Raw genomic sequence first — 17,966 nt, 5'->3', positions numbered from 1 at the left:
GCCTAAAATAATAAAATTGAAGATTTTGAGTCTTTTTAATAGTTAATTTAAATTAATGCAACACTAGTGGCATAGCATATATACTTTCTATTATCTTGTACGTAATCCGCTTTGGTAATTTTATGGTGGAGCGCTATGAAAAGCACCTTCAAGTTCAATACGGGCTATTAAACAAAAGCTCGCTTACGATTCCTTTTGAAAAAATTAAGGCGGTTACAGTTGAAGAAGGTTTGCTTCAGCGTTTATTTGGTTGGGGAGCCATTTCGTTAAAAGTCGTAACTTCTGATTTAGAGCAAAAAGTGTATTTACACCCATTTTTAAAACAAAAGGAAATAACGGAGGTTTTTTCAGAGTATCTTCCTACTTATCGTTATCTTGAGTTTAAGCCAAACGTAGTGCGCAATTATGTATGGTATAAGCTATCATATGTCTTCATTACAGCTTGCATTGCAGCAGTAGCAATCAGCTTTTGGAAAGTTCAGCTTGTGTGGGGAGTGGTTGTCATTTTGTTAGCTACTTCGTTGTTAACATGGTTTGGATATCACCAAGGAGGCGTAGCGATGACCCATGAATTTTTAAGTATTCGATCGCAGTTTATTACTCGAAAAACAACGGTTATGCAGCGCAGAAAGATTCAGGATGTAAAGGTGAAAGCAAGCAGCAGGTTTTGGGAAAAAGGATGTCGTCATCTTATTGTATCAACAATGGGTCTTGGTTCTTCCTACGGAGTTGGCTATTTACCGGAGCGCATATGGAAGCCGATCTTTGATAAAGCTACACATTGGGATGTAAAGAAAGAGTGAGTTATGATTAACATAACCTGTCCACTGTGTGGAAAAAAGAATGGATGTCAGCATGTTTTAAAAGAAGAAGAGTTTACTTGCTGGTGCGCAGAAGAAGAGTTTCCAGATGCGTTAAAAGCAAAATCTAGTCATTCTTGCATTTGCAAATCTTGTCTGCAAGCGTATAAAGAGAGTCAGCGTGAAGAGTAATGATTACGCTGACTCTTTTTACTTAATTAATCAATGCTTGTAGGGGAGCGGGAATTCGTCCACCGCGATTTACTAATCGCTCAGAGCTATAAGGGTTAACACCCATGACTGGAGCTCGTCCTAGAAGACCACCGAATTCTACCATTTCACCTTCACTTTTACCGGGAACAGGGATAACGCGTACTGCGGTTGTTTTTTTGTTAATCATTCCAATTGCCGCTTCATCAGCAATCATTCCTGAAAGCGTAGCAGGACTAACATCTCCTGTTAAAGCAATCATATCTAAACCAACAGAACATACGCAGGTCATCGCTTCAAGTTTTGATAGATTTAGAGAACCGTCGGTAATACCTTTAATCATCCCGTTATCTTCACTGACTGGAATAAAAGCCCCACTTAGACCACCAACGTAAGAGCTAGCCATTGCGCCTCCTTTTTTCACAGCATCGTTCATAAGTGCTAACGCAGCAATTGTACCATGAGTACCCACACGTTCTAACCCAATTTCTTCTAAAATTTCAGCAACGCTGTCGTTAATAGCATTAGTAGGAGCCAGTGATAAATCCATGATGCCAAAGGGAACGTTTAGTCGTTCAGCCACTACGCGTCCAATTAACTCACCAGCGCGCGTAATTTTAAATACCGTCTTTTTAATTACTTCAGATACCTCACCTAAATCAGCATTAGGATGACGTTTTAGTGCATTTAAAACAACACCAGGGCCACTAACACCTACGTTTAAGACCACTTCACCTTCACCTGAGCCGTGAAAAGCCCCGGCCATAAATGGATTATCTTCAACAGGGTTACAGAACACAACCAGCTTGGCGCAAGCAATGCCATCACGATCTTTTGTACGGTTAGCCGCTTCTTTAATAATAACGCCGAGCTGTTTTACAGCATTCATATTAATACCGGTACGAGTGGTGGCTACTGAGATTGAAGAACAAACGCGTTCTGTTACGCTAAGAGCTTCAGGTAACGCGTCTAGCAACGTTTGATCACTCTTTGAAATTCCTTTATGAATAAGAGCTGAGAAGCCTCCGATAAAATCGACACCAACCTGTTGTGCAGCACGGTCTAATGTTTTAGCGAGCGTGATTGTTTGTTCAACCGTTGTATGACCTAAAATCTCTGCGATAGGAGTAATTGAAATACGCTTATTTACAATTGGAATTCCATATTCTTTTTCAACCTGTTCAGCAGTTTCTTTTAATTCACCTGCATATGAAACAATTTTGTTGTAGACATTTTGATTCATTGTTTCAAAGTTAGAATCAGCACAGTCTCTTAAACTGATACCCATTGTTACTGTACGGATATCGAGGTTCTCCATTTGAACCATTCGGATGGTTTCCATCATTTCTGTTAAAGCAATACTCATATTTATTCCTCCTTTTATACGCGATGCATAGCTTGAAACGTTTCTTCAAGCTGCACGTGAATTTTTAAACCAAGCTCTTCGCTAACGTTATTTAAAGAATGTTGTAGCGAGTTTAGTTCAATAGCTGATACATCGACAATCATCATCATCGTAAAGAAATCTTGTAATATTGTCTGACTAATATCGAGGATGTTAACACCTTGATTTGATAAGACAGTTGTGACGCTTGAAATAATCCCTACTTGATCTTGTCCAATTACGCTAACCACAGCGCGCTTTTGTTGCATAATAATCACCTCAAAAATAATATAGAAAATAAAAAAAGAGATTGGAAGAATCCAATCTCGAATAGGTCATCGAATAACATACGTATGTATCGTTACTCTTCTGTCCTTTTGCCTGAGATTGTGAATCCTTCGGCGCCGCCTAAGCGGTCTCTCCAGAAGCTGCTCCTGTTGTAGTGTTATCCACAACAATCATTGCTTGGGGAATATTCAATTTAACATTGGCTCAAAAACCAATAGAAAAATCATATCAACAAAAGAAAAGATAGTCAATGTTTTTTGAACATTTCTATTGTTTCATCATGTTTACTTAGAATGGGAGAGTGTTTTGTGCTATATCACACTTAAAAATAGAGCAATGGAAGCAAAAGGTGAGAGGAGAGGTAGGAGCTAAGGCTTTTCATCAATAGTTCAGCAAAGGGAAAAGGGTACAATTGTTATAAATAGAAAAAAAGGAAAGAGCCTATCAGTCGCTTTCCTGTGATAATTTTTATTACTCGTCTTCTCCAGAAGGGCGAGTTGTTTGGGAGGCAAGCGTGTCCCAAAAGCTTGTATCTGCATTTTCTATTGAGCCATCTGAAATAGCTCTTACAGTTGAGTCTAAAGTAGTGATTGTTTGTTTAATGTGCCATTAGTTAAAAAAGGCATGAGCTTAAAATACTGTATTTTGAGAATATTTAAAGTAGAATGTAAACAAATTATTGTAACTGTACAAATAAGTGAAAGTTAAGACGAGGAGAAAGAGGGAGAGGGCGGATATCGCAGTGGATGGCTAGTTACTGATTATCATGAGATGTGTAATAAAAAATTAGGTATTATAAGAATACTATGCTATACTAAGTTTACCATTTTCTTTACCAGTTACTATCTGTGTTTTGATGTTCCCTATTCATTCGTGAGTAGGGTTTTTATTATGTCCAAATTTCAATGTAAATTAAAAACAGACTCTACAAGTAGAGTCTGTACATAGATGTCCGTATTAATTACGCTTTTTGAACGTTAGTAGCTTGAGGTCCACGTTGACCTTGCTCTACTTCAAAAGTTACAGCTTGACCTTCATCTAAAGATTTGAAACCTTCGCTTTGGATTGCTGAGAAATGTACGAATACATCGTCTCCGTTTTCGCGCTCGATGAATCCAAAACCTTTTTCTGCGTTAAACCATTTTACTTTACCTTGTTCCATTGTTGTTGCCTCCTCGTGTGCTTTGCACACATTGTGTTACTATTCTTGCTCAAATCTTCAGACGAAAGTTGTTAACTTGTCAATCCTTGCCGAACAAAAATAATTCTTCTTAAGAATAACAGAAACAGTTCAGTATTGCAAGTAAAGTAAAAAATAGATGCGTCCGTTTATTATTTTTGGCTCATTCTTCCCAGCGCTTACTGCTGATTTTCTCAATAATCCCGTGCAAATCCCCAGGCTTATGAAACTCAATCGGAGACGCGCCTTTTTCAAACAAAATCGATTCTGCTTCAATTAACGCCACGTAGCGTCCGTTCACTTTCGCTAAGTGAATATTTTCCCCGAAATCCGCTAACAGTCCTTTAATCTCCGTTTCGCCAAGCTTCATTTTAAGCTCGGCATCAGGCGTATGCTCGACGATATGAGCAGCAGCTTCCATAACTTGATTGGTATCCAAACGTTCTTGAAGCTCACGCTTTTCACTTGTTGCCCACAGTTCCATGTCCGACTCAAACTGTTCAAGTTCTACGCTTTCTGCTTCAAACGTTTCGCTGACGTGTTCACGCACCATATCCATCACTTGTGTTTTCATAACCTCAGGCATCGGCTCGTTGTAGTCAATAAATTTCAAGAAATCTTCAAAGTAACGAGCGTGAGACGCTTGGTGGATGACAAGTTCGCTTTCTTCGACCATGCCTTCTTCAGGCATGTATGGGTATTGAATAGACTTCATGTTCTTGGTTGTAATGGCCATTTCGACATGGCGAATGAGCGTTGATTCATCGGTGATTGAGGCAACTTTGGGCTCAAAATCACATTTTAAAATAAATACAAACGCCTGATCGAAATATTTGCGCGGTACAGCGGATATAACTAAAAAAGCACCGCCTCGTACAGCTGCGGTATCTAAATATGCGTGAATAAACTGTTCGCTATTTTCCTCAAATTCCTCCTTTGCCGTTGCAAAGCGCGTGCGATGAAATAAATTATAGTTAGGATTAGAATCTAATGCGTGCCCAGGTTCCGTGACAAAGTAACCAAGCTTTGTAGGAACTTGTTCAGCTTTTGGATGGCGTTCAACCTTACGTTTAACAATTTTTTTAAACTCACCGTCTAAGAAGTCTTTAATTGAGCTTTCTTCGTATTCTTCTGTATTCAGCGTTTGAAAATGCTTGTAGCGTTTGTCTGCTTGCTCGTCTTTACCATCTACTTGGATGACGTAAAAAGATAAGAAATTAATTTTAAAGTCCATAGATTCACCTTGTTTCATTAAAGAGTTCATCATTTCAGTATAGTAGAAAAAAGAAAAAAGCGTCAATGATAAATAAAGTATCGAAAGGGTTGAAAAATCTAAACTTTCTAAAATTTACAAAAAATAGTATAATAGATAACGAGAGTCTAGTAAAACAAAGGAGGGAATTGTATGACTGTAGAATTACATACGAATGAAGCACCTACTCGGCTGAGGAGTCGACTTTCAAAAGTAGGTCCGGGATTGATTACGGCTGCAACGGGTGTAGGAGCAGGGGATTTAGTAGCCGCATTGGTAGCGGGAGCGACGCTTGGGATGACGTTCGCATGGGCTATTGTAGTAGGGGCCATTTTAAAGTACTACTTAAATGAAGGCGTAGGAAGATGGCAATTGTCAACTGGACAAACTATTTTAGAAGGCTGGAATTCAATGGGGAAATGGGCTACCAGCTATTTTGGAGTGTATTCAGTCATTTGGGGGTTTGTATTTGGAGCTGCTGTTTCATCATCATGTGCCTTAGCCATGCATGCGTTATTTCCTCAGCTCCCGCTTTGGGCTTGGGCTATTATTCATGCACTTATTGGTTTTTTATTAGTTTGGAATGGGAGATATGCATTGGTTGAAAAGCTAATGACTGTTTTTGTTGGCATCATGTTTGTTACGGTTGTAGGCACTGCCATATTACTATCTCCAAATTTAACAGCACTTGCTGGAGGCATGGTACCAAAAGTACCTGAAGGATCGCTGATGAACGCTCTAGCTTTAATTGGAGGAGTAGGTGGTTCTATTACAATGGCTTCTTACGGATACTGGATTCGTGAAAAAGGCTGGAACCATCGTTCGTGGATTTCAATTATGCGCCTTGATTCAGCTGTTGCTTATATTGTAACCGCTATCTTTACGCTGTCTCTTCTCGTAGTAGGAGCGGAGTTTTTATTTGGGACAGGCATAACGTTGAGTGGTGAACAAGGTCTTATTCAGTTATCGAGTATGCTAGGCGAGCGCTTTAATGAACCGATGCGCTGGCTGTTTTTAATCGGTTTTTGGGCAGCTTCCTTTACGTCATTGTTAGGGGTATGGAACGGTGTACCATATCTATTTGCTGATTTTGTTCGCATTATGAAAAAAGAGGCGAAAAATCCAGGGGTCGTCGTGGAGAAAACCAAACCATACCGTGCGTATTTAATCTGGTTAACATTTCCTTCCATGCTTTTATTGTTTATTGGAAAGCCTGTTGGCCTTATTATGGCATACGGGGCGCTAGGAGCGTTATTTATGCCATTTTTAGCCCTGTCGCTACTTTGGCTTTTAAATTCAAAGCGAGTAGAAAAACAGTATCGTAATCCATTATGGAATAACATCATGCTAGCTGTCTGTATTTTATTGTTTATTGTCTTAATGGTAAACGAACTCCTTAATATTTTTTAAGCATATATAAAATAGAACAGTATAAATGAAGAGTTTCTTCATTTATACTGTTCTAACATAGCGAAAAAGGATTTAACAAACTCATAAAAAATTTGATCAGAAGGTGCTAAATTTCGGTTTCTTGGAATAATCATTCCGACTGTTCGTTTTACTTCAGGTGTGTGAATAGGAATCTTTGTTGTAAACCTGGGCGTTGTTTCAGAAACGGTGCTTTCAGGTAAAAGTGTAATTCCCATACCTGCAGAGACTAGCCCTTTAATTGCGTCTAAATCTTCACCTTCAGATGAGATATTTGGCATAAACCCAGCTTGCTTACAAGCATCTACGGCAATCTTACGAAGCACAAATCCATTTGGGAATAAAACGAAATCTTCGTTACGTAAATCGCGGAGGCGTAAATTTTCCTGTGTTGCTAAAGGATGACTTGAAGGAACAAGTGCCAGTATCTTTTCTGTAAATAAAATGTGCCCTTCAATATCTTCATCGTCTACTGGTACAGGGCCTAAAAACGCAATATTAATATCCCGCTTCTTAACGGATTCAATTAGAAATTTATAAGACCCTTGTCTTAAATGAAAAGCGACGTTTGGGTAATTCTCTTTAAACGCAGATATAATCGTAGGCAATAGATGACTTGATAGACTGGTAGGAAATCCAATTTTAATCGTTCCTCGCTCAGGATCTAAATATTCATCCACTTGTTCCTTTGCGTAATCAATTGCTTTCATGGCCGTTTCTGTATGTTCTAGAAACAGCTTTCCAATCGACGTTAACTTTACATTTCTTCCTTCTCTTTGAAATAACTCCACGCCCAGTTCATCTTCTAAGTTGGCAATTTGTCGACTGATAGCAGACTGCGCAACATGCAAATGTTCAGCTGCTTCAGATACGTGCTCACGTCTGGCAACTTCCATAAAATAGCGTAATTGTCTAAGTTCCATCGGCTTACTCCTTTTCTATATATCAAAATGAGATTGGTTTCATCTAAATTATATATTGTTTATATTAATTTGAAAACTTAAAATATAAACAAGTGGTCTTAATAAATAGATAAAGAAAACGAACGGGGGAGAAAAATATGACATACAATCAAATGCCGAAAGCTCAAGGTCTCTACCGTCCTGAGTTTGAGCACGATGCATGCGGAATCGGATTATATGCACACTTAAAAGGAGTGGCATCGCACGACATCGTAAAAAAAGGACTAAATATGCTTTGTCAACTCGATCATCGCGGTGGTCAAGGAAGTGATCCGCTAACGGGTGATGGAGCGGGACTAATGGTTCAAATTCCACATGACTTTTTCACAAAAGCATGTACTGATTTTTCATTACCTCAAAAAGGTCGCTACGGTGTAGGTATGATCTTTTTCTCAAATAATGAGCAAGAACAAAAAGAAATCGAAGGGTATATCAATGCTTTAATTGAACAAGAAGGACAAACGCTTGTAGGCTGGAGAACTGTACCAACAAATGTCGGAAAAATCGGAAAAGTAGCAAAGGAAAGCTGTCCGCACGTGCGCCAAGTATTTATTGGTGCAGATGAAAGTATTACAGATGATTTAGCGTTTGAACGCAAACTATATATTATTCGTAAACAAGCTGAATATTGGGCAGCAGAGCGTAAAAATCGCGTTTACTTCTCAAGCTTATCTAGCAGAACGATTGTTTATAAAGGTTTATTAACACCAGAGCAAGTAGATGCATTTTATCTTGACCTACAAGATGAAAACTTTACATCTCCTTTTGCTTTAGTACACTCACGCTTTAGTACAAATACGTTTCCAAGCTGGGAGCGCGCGCATCCAAACCGTTATTTAATTCACAATGGAGAAATTAATACGCTTCGTGGAAATCAAAATTGGATGAAAGCACGTGAGCAGCAGTTCGTATCAGAAGCTTTTGGTTCAGATCTTCATAAAATACTGCCAATTTTAGATAGTGAAGGTAGCGATTCGTCCATTCTAGATAATGCGCTTGAATTCTTTGTGTTAGCAGGTAGAAAGCCAGCGCATGCTGCAATGATGATGATTCCAGAACCTTGGACTGAAAATCCTCATATGTCTGATGAGAAGCGCGCATTTTATGAATACCATAGTGCTCTTATGGAGCCGTGGGATGGACCGACTGCTATTTCATTCACTGATGGAAAACAAATTGGTGCAATTTTAGATAGAAATGGGTTGCGTCCAGCGCGTTATTATGTGACAAAAGATGACTATATTATCCTTTCTTCTGAAGTAGGGGTTATTCCAGTAGAAGAGGACAATGTTCTTTATAAAGAGCGTTTAAGCCCAGGGAAAATGTTGTTAATTGATTTAGAAGAAGGACGCATCATTTCAGATGAAGAAATTAAAGCTGAAATGGCGCAAGCGGAACCGTATCAGCAGTGGTTAGATGAGCAGATGGTAAAGTTAGCTGCTTCAGCTGATGAAAAGCCAGAATCTTTTGATGACTTAGTTGTTCGTCAAAAAGCGTTTGGCTATACGTATGAAGATATTCATAAATATTTACTGCCGGTTGTGAACGAAGGAAAAGATCCGTTAGGTTCAATGGGGAATGATACGCCACTTGCAGTTCTTTCAGATCGTCCTCAGTCCTTATTCAACTATTTTAAACAGTTGTTTGCACAAGTAACGAACCCACCGATTGATGCAATTCGTGAGCAGCTGGTGACGTCAACAATGACGCTGCTAGGTGCAGAGGGCAATTTGCTACACCCAACAAAAGAAAATAGTCGTCGCATCCAGCTAGAAACACCAGTGTTAACGAATGGACAGCTTCAAACATTAAAAGAAGATAGCATTAAAGGTTTCAAGAGTGCTGTTCTTTCAACGGTATTTAAGGATGATTTGAAAGCATCTTTAGAAGATTTATTTAACGATGCAGAAAAAGCAATCGTAGAGGGTGCTAGTATTTTAATCTTAAGTGATCGAGAGATTAATGCAAACCGTGCACCAATGCCAATTTTATTAGTTGCAAGTGCTCTTCACCAGCATTTAATTCGTCGTGGTAGTCGTACAAAAGTCAGCTTAGTTATTGAATCTGGAGAAGTTCGTGAAGTTCATCATTTTGCAGCTTTAATTGGTTATGGAGCAGATGCAATTAATCCTTATTTAGCGTTTGCAACGTATGATTATGAAATTGCAGCTGGCAATTTAAAAACTTCTTATCAAGTAGCGGTAGCGAAATATGTAAAAGCAGTTACCGAAGGCGTTGTAAAAGTAATGTCTAAAATGGGGATTTCTACTGTGCAAAGTTACCGAGGAGCTCAAATTTTTGAAGCAGTTGGAATCGGTGAAGAAGTTATTGCAGCTTACTTTACAGGTACAGCATCTCAGTTAGGAGGAATTGGCTTAGATGTCATTGGAAAAGAAGCGCGCACACGACACGAAGCAGCTTATGCTGAAGCGTACGAACAGACTTTAGAGTCAGGAAGTGACTTCCAATGGCGAAAAACAGGTGAGCATCATGCGTTTAACCCGAAAACGATTCATACCTTACAATGGGCTTGTCGAAAAGGTGACTATGATTTATTTAAGCAGTTTTCAGAAGCTGCAAACGAAGAACGCATCGGGTTCTTACGTAACCTTTTTGCCTTTAAACAAGAACGCCCAGCTCTTTCAATCGATGAAGTAGAATCTGTGGATTCTATTGTCAAGCGATTTAAATCAGGTGCTATGTCGTTTGGTTCTTTGAGTGAAGAAGCACACGAAGCATTAGCAATTGCGATGAATAAATTAGGTGCTAGAAGCAATAGTGGTGAAGGTGGAGAAAATCCAAGACGTTATGAGCTTGATGAAAACGGTGATAACCGTCGCAGTGCCATTAAACAAATTGCATCAGGGCGATTTGGTGTGAAAAGTCACTATTTAGTGAATGCTGATGAGTTGCAAATTAAAATGGCTCAAGGCGCTAAGCCAGGAGAAGGTGGACAGCTGCCTGGGAACAAAGTATATCCATGGGTTGCAGATGTACGTGGATCTACTCCGGGAGTAGGCTTAATCTCTCCTCCGCCACATCATGATATTTATTCAATTGAAGATTTAGCTCAGCTTATTCATGACTTGAAAAATGCCAACCGTAACGCTCGTATTAGCGTTAAGCTTGTATCAAAAGCAGGTGTTGGGACGATTGCAGCTGGTGTTGCAAAAGGTGTGGCAGATGTAATTGTTATTAGTGGATACGACGGTGGAACAGGTGCGTCACCAAAAACGAGTATTAAACATACGGGCCTACCTTGGGAGCTAGGTTTAGCAGAAGCTCACCAAACGTTAATGTTAAACGGTCTTCGCGAGAAAGTAGTGCTAGAAACAGACGGAAAGCTAATGACAGGAAAAGATGTTGTTATGGCAGCACTTTTAGGTGCAGAAGAGTACGGATTTGCTACGGCTCCGCTAATTGTATTAGGTTGCATCATGATGCGTGCTTGTCATTTAGATACATGTCCTGTTGGCGTAGCAACACAAAATCCAGAGCTTCGTAAAAAGTTCTTAGGTGAGCCAGATCATATCGTAAACTATATGCGCTTTGTTGCACAAGAAGTTCGTGAAATTATGGCAGAGTTAGGATTCAGAACGGTAGAAGAGATGGTTGGACGTACAGATGTGCTGCATGTTAGTGAACGTGCACAGTCACATTGGAAAGCGCAGCATTTAGATTTGACAACACTTTTACATCAGGTAGAGGGTGTTCGTACGTTTAAGACGCCGCAAAATCATAAAATTGACCAGTCTCTAGATGTGCAAAAAATCTTACCTGCTGTACAGCAAGCGATTGAAGAGCAATATCAAGTGGATCTTTCGTTAGATATTCACAATACAAACCGAGTGGTAGGTACCGTTGTTGGTAGTGAAATCACCAAGCGTTATGGTGAGAAAGGATTGGCTGAGGATACGATTACGCTTCGCTTCTCAGGTTCAGCTGGTCAAAGTTTTGGAGCATTTATTCCAACTGGTATGACGCTTCATTTAACAGGAGATGCCAACGATTATATCGGTAAAGGCTTGTCAGGTGGAAAGATTACAGTATCTGCGCCAAAGCAATCCACTATCGTTTCAGGTGATAATGTTATTGTTGGAAATGTTGCGTTTATCGGTGCGACAAGTGGTGAAGCGTATGTAAGTGGCAGAGCAGGTGAGCGATTTGCAGTTCGTAACAGCGGTGCGCATGTTGTGGTAGAAGGTATCGGTGATCACGGCTGTGAGTATATGACAGGCGGTCGAGTTGTTGTTCTGGGAACTGTTGGTAAAAACTTCGGTGCAGGTATGTCAGGTGGTATTGCATACGTACTAGCAGATGATAAAGCAGAATTTAAGAAACTATGTAACCAAGAAATGATTGGTTTTGAAGGTTTAGAAGCTCAAGAAGCTGACGAAGTAAAAGCGATGATTGAGCGTCACCTTGAATATACAGATAGCCAAAAAGCAGCGTTTATTTTAGAAAACTGGTCACAAATGAGCAGTAAGTTTGTAAAAGTTATTCCAAATGACTATAAGCGTATGATTACTCGAATTGAAGAACAAAAAGAAGCGGGGCTTTCTGAAGAGGAAGCAATCATGAGCGCGTTTGAAGAAAATGCACAGCAAGAAAAAAAGTCAATTTCAAAACAACAAGAAGCGGTAGCTCAGTAAGAAAGGGGAGAGTAAAATGGGAAAACCAACAGGATTTATGGAAATTAAACGTGAAAAAGGCAAAGAAAGAGATCCTTTAAAACGTTTAAGTGACTGGAACGAATATGCTGCTCCTTTATCTGATGAAGCACTGAGTCGACAAGGAGCACGATGTATGGATTGTGCAACTCCATTTTGTCATATGGGGATGGATATTAACGCTTTTACATCGGGCTGTCCAATTTATAATTTGATTCCAGAATGGAACGATTTAGTATATAGAGGTCAGTGGAAAGAAGCGCTTGATCGTTTAATGAAAACAAATAACTTTCCTGAATTCACAGGGCGCGTTTGTCCAGCGCCTTGTGAAGGGTCTTGTACATTAGCTATTTCAGATCCTGCGGTTTCAATTAAAAATATTGAACGAGCAATTATTGATAAAGGGTTTGAAAACGGTTGGATTACACCACGTATCCCAGAGAAGCGCACAGGTAAAAAGATAGCAATTATCGGTTCAGGGCCAGCAGGTTTAGCGAGTGCAGATCAGTTAAACCAAGCTGGACACTCAGTCACTGTATATGAACGTGCAGATCGTCCTGGCGGTTTGTTAACTTATGGTATTCCGAATATGAAGCTTGATAAAGAGGTAGTCGCAAGAAGAATTCGCTTACTAACGCAAGAAGGTATTGATTTTGTCACAAATACAGAAGTTGGTAAAGATGTGACGCGCGAGGAACTTCAAGAGCAATACGATGCGGTTATCCTTTGTACAGGTGCTCAAAAGCAGCGTAATTTAGTCATTGAGGGTAGAGAAGCAAAAGGCATTCATTTTGCGATGAACTATTTAACAACGACAACAAAAAGTATGTTAGATTCCAATTTCAAAGACGGTCAGTACATTGATGCTAAAGGTAAAGATGTAATTGTTATTGGAGGAGGGGACACAGGAGCAGACTGTGTAGCAACAGCACTACGTCAGGGGTGTCGTAGCGTCGTTCAATTTGGTAAGCATCCTCAGCTTCCAACAGAACGTACATCTGATAACATGTGGCCAGAGTACCCTCAAGTATTTAACCTTGAATATGCATATGAAGAAGCTCAAGCAAAGTTCGGAGATGATCCGAGAGAGTATTCAATTCAAACAAAAAAAATCGTGGCTGATGAAAATGGCAACTTAAAGGAGCTTCATACAATTCAAATGGAGAAGCTTGTTGATGAAAGCGGTCGTTATACATTTAACGAAATTCCAGGAACAGAAAAAGTTTGGCCAGCTCAGCTTGTCTTTATCGCAATTGGCTTTGAGGGACCTGAGCAACCTGTGCTTGAGCAGTTAGGTGTTGAAACGAAAAATAACAAAGTGGCTGCAGCGTACGGTAAATATACAACAAATGTTGAAGGGGTATTTGCTGCTGGAGACGCACGTCGTGGTCAGAGCCTGATTGTATGGGCTATTCATGAAGGGCGCGAAGTAGCAAAACAAGTAGATCATTACTTAATGGGAGCTACTGTACTGCCATAACGTTTAAAAAGAGGACTACACTGTAGTCCTCTTTTTTAGCGTGGGTTAGGTGCCCCAGGTCCAGGATTCTTGCGGAGATGCTCGAAAGCGACGGTTAAAACAGTTGTGGTGATGCGAGCTTGTGAAGCAGGGGACACGCTGTATAACGTCATAAGCTCAAAAATCCACGGCTCTTTTCGTTGAAGCTGTCGGTACGCTTTTTCAACTTTTTGATTAATCGTTCCTGTAAAGCTACTATAGTTATCATCTACAAATCTTACAATTGAACGAAACAAATATTCTGTTAGTTTATCGTCCATGCCTCCACGCTGTGCTTCACGATAGATACTTCGGTATTGCCTTTTTAAGATTTTCATCACGCGGTCTACGTCTTTAGTAGCGCGTATGAATTCAGCTTGATGAGGCAAGTATGCATACTGACTCTCGTCATATCGATATGGTTCTTCGTAAGACGTATTGATTGTTGGTACAGCGTAGGTGTATTGAGGCATTGTATGATAGTTTGGAGTATAGTCTGGGTAGCTCCAATGGTAATAATACATCCATTTCACTCGCTTTCAATTAGTATAAATTAAATGATTGTTTATCAATTAGTAAACGGGATGGTTGGTGTACTGGTGAAGTTTTTCTAAGTAATATCGAGGTGTTTTAAAGTACTTCCATGTACTATAAGCTGAATTTTTTGTTAAAACGTTAATATAAATAGGTGTATCAAGAAAGGTTTCTTTAGCGGGTAAGCTACTATAATAGCAATCAAATATTTTTAGTAAGTCAACTTCAATTGCAGTTTTTAGCGGCGTTATCTCATTGGAAGGAACAGTGAACGAGCCGAGTATAGAAGCACATTGATTTTTGTATGATATAACGTTTTGTTCTTTAATAAGGTCAAACTCAGATACTATCCATGTTTCATACGACTGAGCAGCAGGGTTTATAAAAGTAAGTCTTAGTCCCCAAGCGTTTATCATCTTTATCCCACCTCTATAATCTTTACCTATACTTTTTATGATGGAAGAGGTAAAATTTAACTATAGTGTTTTCACCTAGATAATCATCCATAACATATAAATATGACGGGAGATTGATAGTGTGAATGTCCAAGTATTTGATGGAAAAAATGACAACTGGTTGACAACGAAAAACCCCGCTCAGCTTGCAGCGGCAACCGTTGATGGAAATAGCGGTTTAGCACCTGTTTCCTGGGGGAGCGAACAAGAAAAAACAGGATGGTATCATATGTATCAACCTCAAGGGATTACGGGAGTTCAGGTCAAAGATAGAGTAGAAGATGGGAATATCGTTCTGCGAATTCCTGATAATTGGAATGGAAAGCTAGTGGCTGCTGGTATTCCGGCTACGCGAGGCGAAACGTCAACCGATTTATTGTTTAGTGACTACGTACTAGCTAAAGGATATGCGTTTGTAGCTTCTGATAAAGGGACACCTGGAGAGGAGCAAGAAGGTGATCCGTTTGCAAAAGCAAAAAATGCCCTATCAGTAGAATGTGCCTCTATTGCTAAATGGAATAGGCAATTTCGTGCGACGGTACGCTATGCTCAAGAATACTTATTTACGCACCGTAAGACGGATCAAGTAGCATCTGAGATTCCGACATATGGTCTTGGCATTTCAAATGGTGGCTACGTTATTCGGTATGCGATAGAAAACGACGGGAAAAACGGTGAGCCTAAGCTTTTTAACGGAGCTGTAGAGTGGGAAGGTGTACTCTGGAGAGCAGAAGAGCCTAACTTGATTACATCTCTTACAACTGTTGTTCAGTCAGCAAAGGCTGCTCTATATGGTGGGAACTTGGCAGCAGTCAATTCTTTATATGAAGCTGGATTACCTAAAGGAACCGAATTTTTGTGGCCTTACCACGATCAATATTATTGGTTTTTAACGCTTAATATTTACCGAGATCATTTTGATTCTCATGCGCCTAAAAGAATGCAGTGGCCTGAATATTTAGCTTTGAATGAGCAAGGTATCCGCGACCGTTCCCGTGATGATATCTTTGAACAGTATAGTTATGCAAAGCGCCCAAAGAAGGTTAAAGAAAAAGTGAAAGAAATTGAGAACACAGGAGACCTTACCGCGCCTTTAATTAGCGTAACGGCAGCATATGATACCCTTATTTTCCCGCGCGTACATGCTTATCCTTATGAACAGCTAGTAAAAAAAACAGGTAAAGCTAAATGGCACCGTCATTACGTAATTGAAAATGGAAATCATATTGATGGGCTTGTTTGGAATGAGCATGTGGATCCCAATCGTAAGCTTCAACCCATGCTTCCATACGTATATCAGGCGTTCGAGCTGCTTATTCAATGGGTAGAGGAAAAGGTCGAACCGCCTGAAAGTCACTTTGTTCACGCACCTACTGAACCTTATAAAATAACGAATTTAAAAACAAAGCAATTTATGAATCCATTAACAACGCAGGGATAGGTTTAATACCTTCCCTGCTTTTTTATGTTTAAAATTCAGAAAGAGTGGAAGATACACAATAAGAACATACTAACTATTTAATGAATAACGAGGAGTGGGCCTGAAATGATGACGCATAAATTGTATATTAACGGACAGTATACAGACTCAACATCGAGTGAATTGATTGAAGTAGTAAACCCTTCTACAGAAGAAGTTATTTCGAAAATTTATAAGGGTACAGAAGAAGATGCAAATAAAGCAATCGATGCGGCATACGAAGCACAAAAAAAGTGGGAGAAGGTTCCTTCTGCAGAGAGAGGGAAAGTGGTTCGAAAGCTTGGAAATCAAATAAAAGAAAAGCGTGAACGTTTTGTGGAGCTGCTTATGGAAGAACAAGGGAAAAGTAAAGATCAAGCTGAAGGAGAAATTGATACTGCTATTGAGTACTTTTACTACATGTCAGAATGGGCTCGTCGCATTGAAGGTGAAATTATTCCAAGTGATCAACGCAATGAAAACATCTTTTTGTACAAACGTCCGATTGGTGTTGTAGCAGGAATAGTGCCGTGGAATTTTCCGATGTTTATTCTAGCGCGAAAAGTAGCGACAGCATTGATTACCGGCTGTAGCATCGTTTTAAAACCAAGTCAACAAACACCAAACACAGCTGCTGAATTTACAAAAATTATTGCACACATGAAAGAGCTCCCCGCAGGAGTTTATAATTTTATTACAGGAACAGGATCTACAATTGGTACAGCGATGGCCAGTAATCCGAAAGTAGGCATTGTCACAATGACTGGAAGTGTTCCGGCGGGTACAAAAGTGATGGAAGCAGCAGCGAAAAACATTACCAAAGTCAACCTAGAGCTCGGTGGGAAAGCGCCAGCCATAGTAACAAAGCATGCAAATCTAGACGTTGCGGTTAAAAACATTAAAACATCTCGTCTTACAAACGCAGGTCAAGCTTGTACAAATGCTGAACGTGTCTATGTTCATGAAGACGTTGCGAAGGAATTTATTAAAAAGATGACGCAGGAAATGTCCAATGTGAAAATTGGAAATCCTTTAACAGATGAAAATGTTGAAATGGGACCGCTTGTTAGTAAAGAGCGCCTTGAAACAGTAGAAAAGATGGTGGAAAATGCAGTAAAGCAAGGTGCGGAAATTCAAGCAGGTGGCAAACGTTTAGAGAAAGAAAAAGGTTATTTTTACGAACCTACCGTTTTATTGAACGTGACGCAGGATATGGAAATCATGCAGGAAGAAGTGTTTGGGCCAGTTCTGCCAATTATGACTTATAACGACCTAGATAAAGCCATAGAGCTTGGGAACGACTCTAAATATGGTCTTTCTTCATCAATCTATACAGATAATATTCATGAGGCAATGAAAGCAGCAAACGAATTAAAGTTTGGTGAGACATTTGTAAATAGAGAAAATTTTGAAGCCATGCAAGGTTATCATGCTGGTATGAGACAATCTGGATTAGGAGGAGCGGATGGTAAGCACGGCGTAGAAGATTTTCTGGTTACGCAAGTGGTTTATATGGAATATAATAAAGATTTTTCATAACCTCTATATAAATTTTATGCTGGGGTATAAATATTTTAGCTAACGAGATATCCGAACTATTAGAAGTTAACGACTTTTGATAGATCGGATATCTTTTTGTTCATTCCGGAAACAAGTTAAAAGGACCATTTGGTTATGTCCCAGCTCTTTTTTTGTGTATGATGAGACCGGATTTCTTGAATTTTCCTGTTAATTTGGTATGATAAAGTACAATATGAAAATTTTAAAAAAATATGAAACTATATAAGTTGAATTTATCTTTTACAATCGAATGCACAATCGATCAATAACTTTTCTAGGTGAGTCA

General features: G+C 39.5%; 14 protein-coding genes, 1 pseudogene and 1 riboswitch. Of the genes and pseudogenes, 7 read left to right on the top strand and 8 right to left on the bottom strand.

The features are described from left to right. Positions 1–125: 125 nt before the first annotated feature. Entirely contained in the window at positions 126–803 is a 678-nt protein-coding gene (locus AC1UFB_RS08830; protein ID WP_482588995.1) for a PH domain-containing protein, read from the top strand. Between the two features lie 3 nt (positions 804–806). Then, the gene (locus AC1UFB_RS08825; protein ID WP_076513116.1) at positions 807–992 is read left to right on the top strand and encodes a cysteine-rich CWC family protein; all 186 of its coding nucleotides are present in this window, start codon (positions 807–809) and stop codon (positions 990–992) included. A 22-nt stretch (positions 993–1,014) separates the two neighbouring features. On the opposite strand, the gene AC1UFB_RS08820 is transcribed toward AC1UFB_RS08825, so the two are convergent. From AC1UFB_RS08820 to AC1UFB_RS08800, 5 genes and pseudogenes are all read right to left on the bottom strand, one after another. Further along, the gene (locus tag AC1UFB_RS08820; RefSeq protein WP_100347635.1) at positions 1,015–2,376 is read right to left on the bottom strand and encodes a PFL family protein; all 1,362 of its coding nucleotides are present in this window, start codon (positions 2,374–2,376) and stop codon (positions 1,015–1,017) included. A gap of 14 nt (positions 2,377–2,390) precedes the next feature. Continuing rightward, positions 2,391–2,663: an ACT domain-containing protein gene (locus tag AC1UFB_RS08815; RefSeq protein WP_025908892.1), complete on the bottom strand. Its 273-nt coding sequence runs from the start codon at positions 2,661–2,663 to the stop codon at positions 2,391–2,393. Between the two features lie 90 nt (positions 2,664–2,753). Then, a riboswitch (glycine riboswitch) is annotated at positions 2,754–2,829 on the bottom strand. 324 nt (positions 2,830–3,153) lie between these two features. Beyond that, positions 3,154–3,285 (bottom strand): annotated as a pseudogene (locus AC1UFB_RS08810) (carboxypeptidase); the annotation flags it as partial. A 358-nt stretch (positions 3,286–3,643) separates the two neighbouring features. After that, the gene (locus AC1UFB_RS08805) at positions 3,644–3,844 is read right to left on the bottom strand and encodes a cold-shock protein (protein WP_025908891.1); all 201 of its coding nucleotides are present in this window, start codon (positions 3,842–3,844) and stop codon (positions 3,644–3,646) included. A gap of 181 nt (positions 3,845–4,025) precedes the next feature. Further along, complete coding sequence (locus AC1UFB_RS08800) at positions 4,026–5,096, bottom strand: DUF3900 domain-containing protein (RefSeq protein WP_328101359.1); 1,071 nt, start codon at positions 5,094–5,096, stop codon at positions 4,026–4,028. Positions 5,097–5,267: 171 nt separating this feature from the next. Here AC1UFB_RS08800 and AC1UFB_RS08795 point away from each other — a divergent pair, with 171 nt between their 5' ends. Then, positions 5,268–6,524 carry an Nramp family divalent metal transporter gene (locus tag AC1UFB_RS08795; protein WP_076513117.1) on the top strand — a complete coding sequence of 419 codons (1,257 nt, stop codon included), beginning with the start codon at positions 5,268–5,270 and terminating at the stop codon, positions 6,522–6,524. 38 nt (positions 6,525–6,562) lie between these two features. On the opposite strand, the gene gltC is transcribed toward AC1UFB_RS08795, so the two are convergent. Continuing rightward, complete coding sequence (gltC, locus tag AC1UFB_RS08790) at positions 6,563–7,465, bottom strand: glutamate biosynthesis transcriptional regulator GltC (RefSeq protein ID WP_482588990.1); 903 nt, start codon at positions 7,463–7,465, stop codon at positions 6,563–6,565. A gap of 137 nt (positions 7,466–7,602) precedes the next feature. Here gltC and gltB point away from each other — a divergent pair, with 137 nt between their 5' ends. Both gltB and gltD read left to right on the top strand, forming a co-directional pair. Continuing rightward, positions 7,603–12,156, top strand: a complete 4,554-nt coding sequence (gene gltB, locus AC1UFB_RS08785) for a glutamate synthase large subunit (RefSeq protein WP_078989864.1) — start codon at positions 7,603–7,605, stop codon at positions 12,154–12,156. 16 nt (positions 12,157–12,172) lie between these two features. Beyond that, a complete protein-coding gene (gltD, locus tag AC1UFB_RS08780; protein WP_025908886.1) occupies positions 12,173–13,654 on the top strand; it encodes a glutamate synthase small subunit in 1,482 nt (493 codons plus the stop codon). A gap of 35 nt (positions 13,655–13,689) precedes the next feature. Here the strand turns inward: gltD and AC1UFB_RS08775 are convergent, their stop codons facing one another. Together AC1UFB_RS08775 and AC1UFB_RS08770 are read right to left on the bottom strand one after the other, a co-directional pair. Further along, on the bottom strand, positions 13,690–14,196 hold the full coding sequence (locus tag AC1UFB_RS08775) for a hypothetical protein (RefSeq protein ID WP_224840366.1): 507 nt from the start codon (positions 14,194–14,196) through the stop codon (positions 13,690–13,692). Between the two features lie 48 nt (positions 14,197–14,244). Then, positions 14,245–14,622: a hypothetical protein gene (locus AC1UFB_RS08770; RefSeq protein WP_482588987.1), complete on the bottom strand. Its 378-nt coding sequence runs from the start codon at positions 14,620–14,622 to the stop codon at positions 14,245–14,247. A gap of 121 nt (positions 14,623–14,743) precedes the next feature. Between AC1UFB_RS08770 and AC1UFB_RS08765 the strand changes: the two genes are divergently transcribed. Both AC1UFB_RS08765 and aldA read left to right on the top strand, forming a co-directional pair. After that, positions 14,744–16,102 (top strand): alpha/beta hydrolase, encoded by a 1,359-nt coding sequence (locus tag AC1UFB_RS08765; RefSeq protein WP_100347638.1) that lies wholly within the window; start codon positions 14,744–14,746, stop codon positions 16,100–16,102. Positions 16,103–16,207: 105 nt separating this feature from the next. Beyond that, positions 16,208–17,659 (top strand): aldehyde dehydrogenase, encoded by a 1,452-nt coding sequence (gene aldA / locus AC1UFB_RS08760; protein WP_482588985.1) that lies wholly within the window; start codon positions 16,208–16,210, stop codon positions 17,657–17,659. Positions 17,660–17,966 lie beyond the last annotated feature (307 nt).

It is taken from the genome of Priestia sp. KCTC 13724 (assembly GCF_056820425.1).
This window is presented reverse-complemented; position numbering and strand designations above follow the sequence as displayed.

What these genes read in the sequence shown, in the direction of transcription:
- AC1UFB_RS08825 (WP_076513116.1), top strand. Translation starts at nt 807, where the DNA reads ATGATTAACATAACCTGTCCACTGTGTGGAAAAAAGAATGGATGTCAG.
- AC1UFB_RS08820 (WP_100347635.1), bottom strand. Translation starts at nt 2,376, where the DNA reads ATGAGTATTGCTTTAACAGAAATGATGGAAACCATCCGAATGGTTCAA.
- AC1UFB_RS08815 (WP_025908892.1), bottom strand. Translation starts at nt 2,663, where the DNA reads ATGCAACAAAAGCGCGCTGTGGTTAGCGTAATTGGACAAGATCAAGTA.
- AC1UFB_RS08805 (WP_025908891.1), bottom strand. Translation starts at nt 3,844, where the DNA reads ATGGAACAAGGTAAAGTAAAATGGTTTAACGCAGAAAAAGGTTTTGGA.
- AC1UFB_RS08800 (WP_328101359.1), bottom strand. Translation starts at nt 5,096, where the DNA reads ATGGACTTTAAAATTAATTTCTTATCTTTTTACGTCATCCAAGTAGAT.
- AC1UFB_RS08795 (WP_076513117.1), top strand. Translation starts at nt 5,268, where the DNA reads ATGACTGTAGAATTACATACGAATGAAGCACCTACTCGGCTGAGGAGT.
- gltC (WP_482588990.1), bottom strand. Translation starts at nt 7,465, where the DNA reads ATGGAACTTAGACAATTACGCTATTTTATGGAAGTTGCCAGACGTGAG.
- gltB (WP_078989864.1), top strand. Translation starts at nt 7,603, where the DNA reads ATGACATACAATCAAATGCCGAAAGCTCAAGGTCTCTACCGTCCTGAG.
- gltD (WP_025908886.1), top strand. Translation starts at nt 12,173, where the DNA reads ATGGGAAAACCAACAGGATTTATGGAAATTAAACGTGAAAAAGGCAAA.
- AC1UFB_RS08775 (WP_224840366.1), bottom strand. Translation starts at nt 14,196, where the DNA reads ATGTATTATTACCATTGGAGCTACCCAGACTATACTCCAAACTATCAT.
- AC1UFB_RS08770 (WP_482588987.1), bottom strand. Translation starts at nt 14,622, where the DNA reads ATGATAAACGCTTGGGGACTAAGACTTACTTTTATAAACCCTGCTGCT.
- aldA (WP_482588985.1), top strand. Translation starts at nt 16,208, where the DNA reads ATGATGACGCATAAATTGTATATTAACGGACAGTATACAGACTCAACA.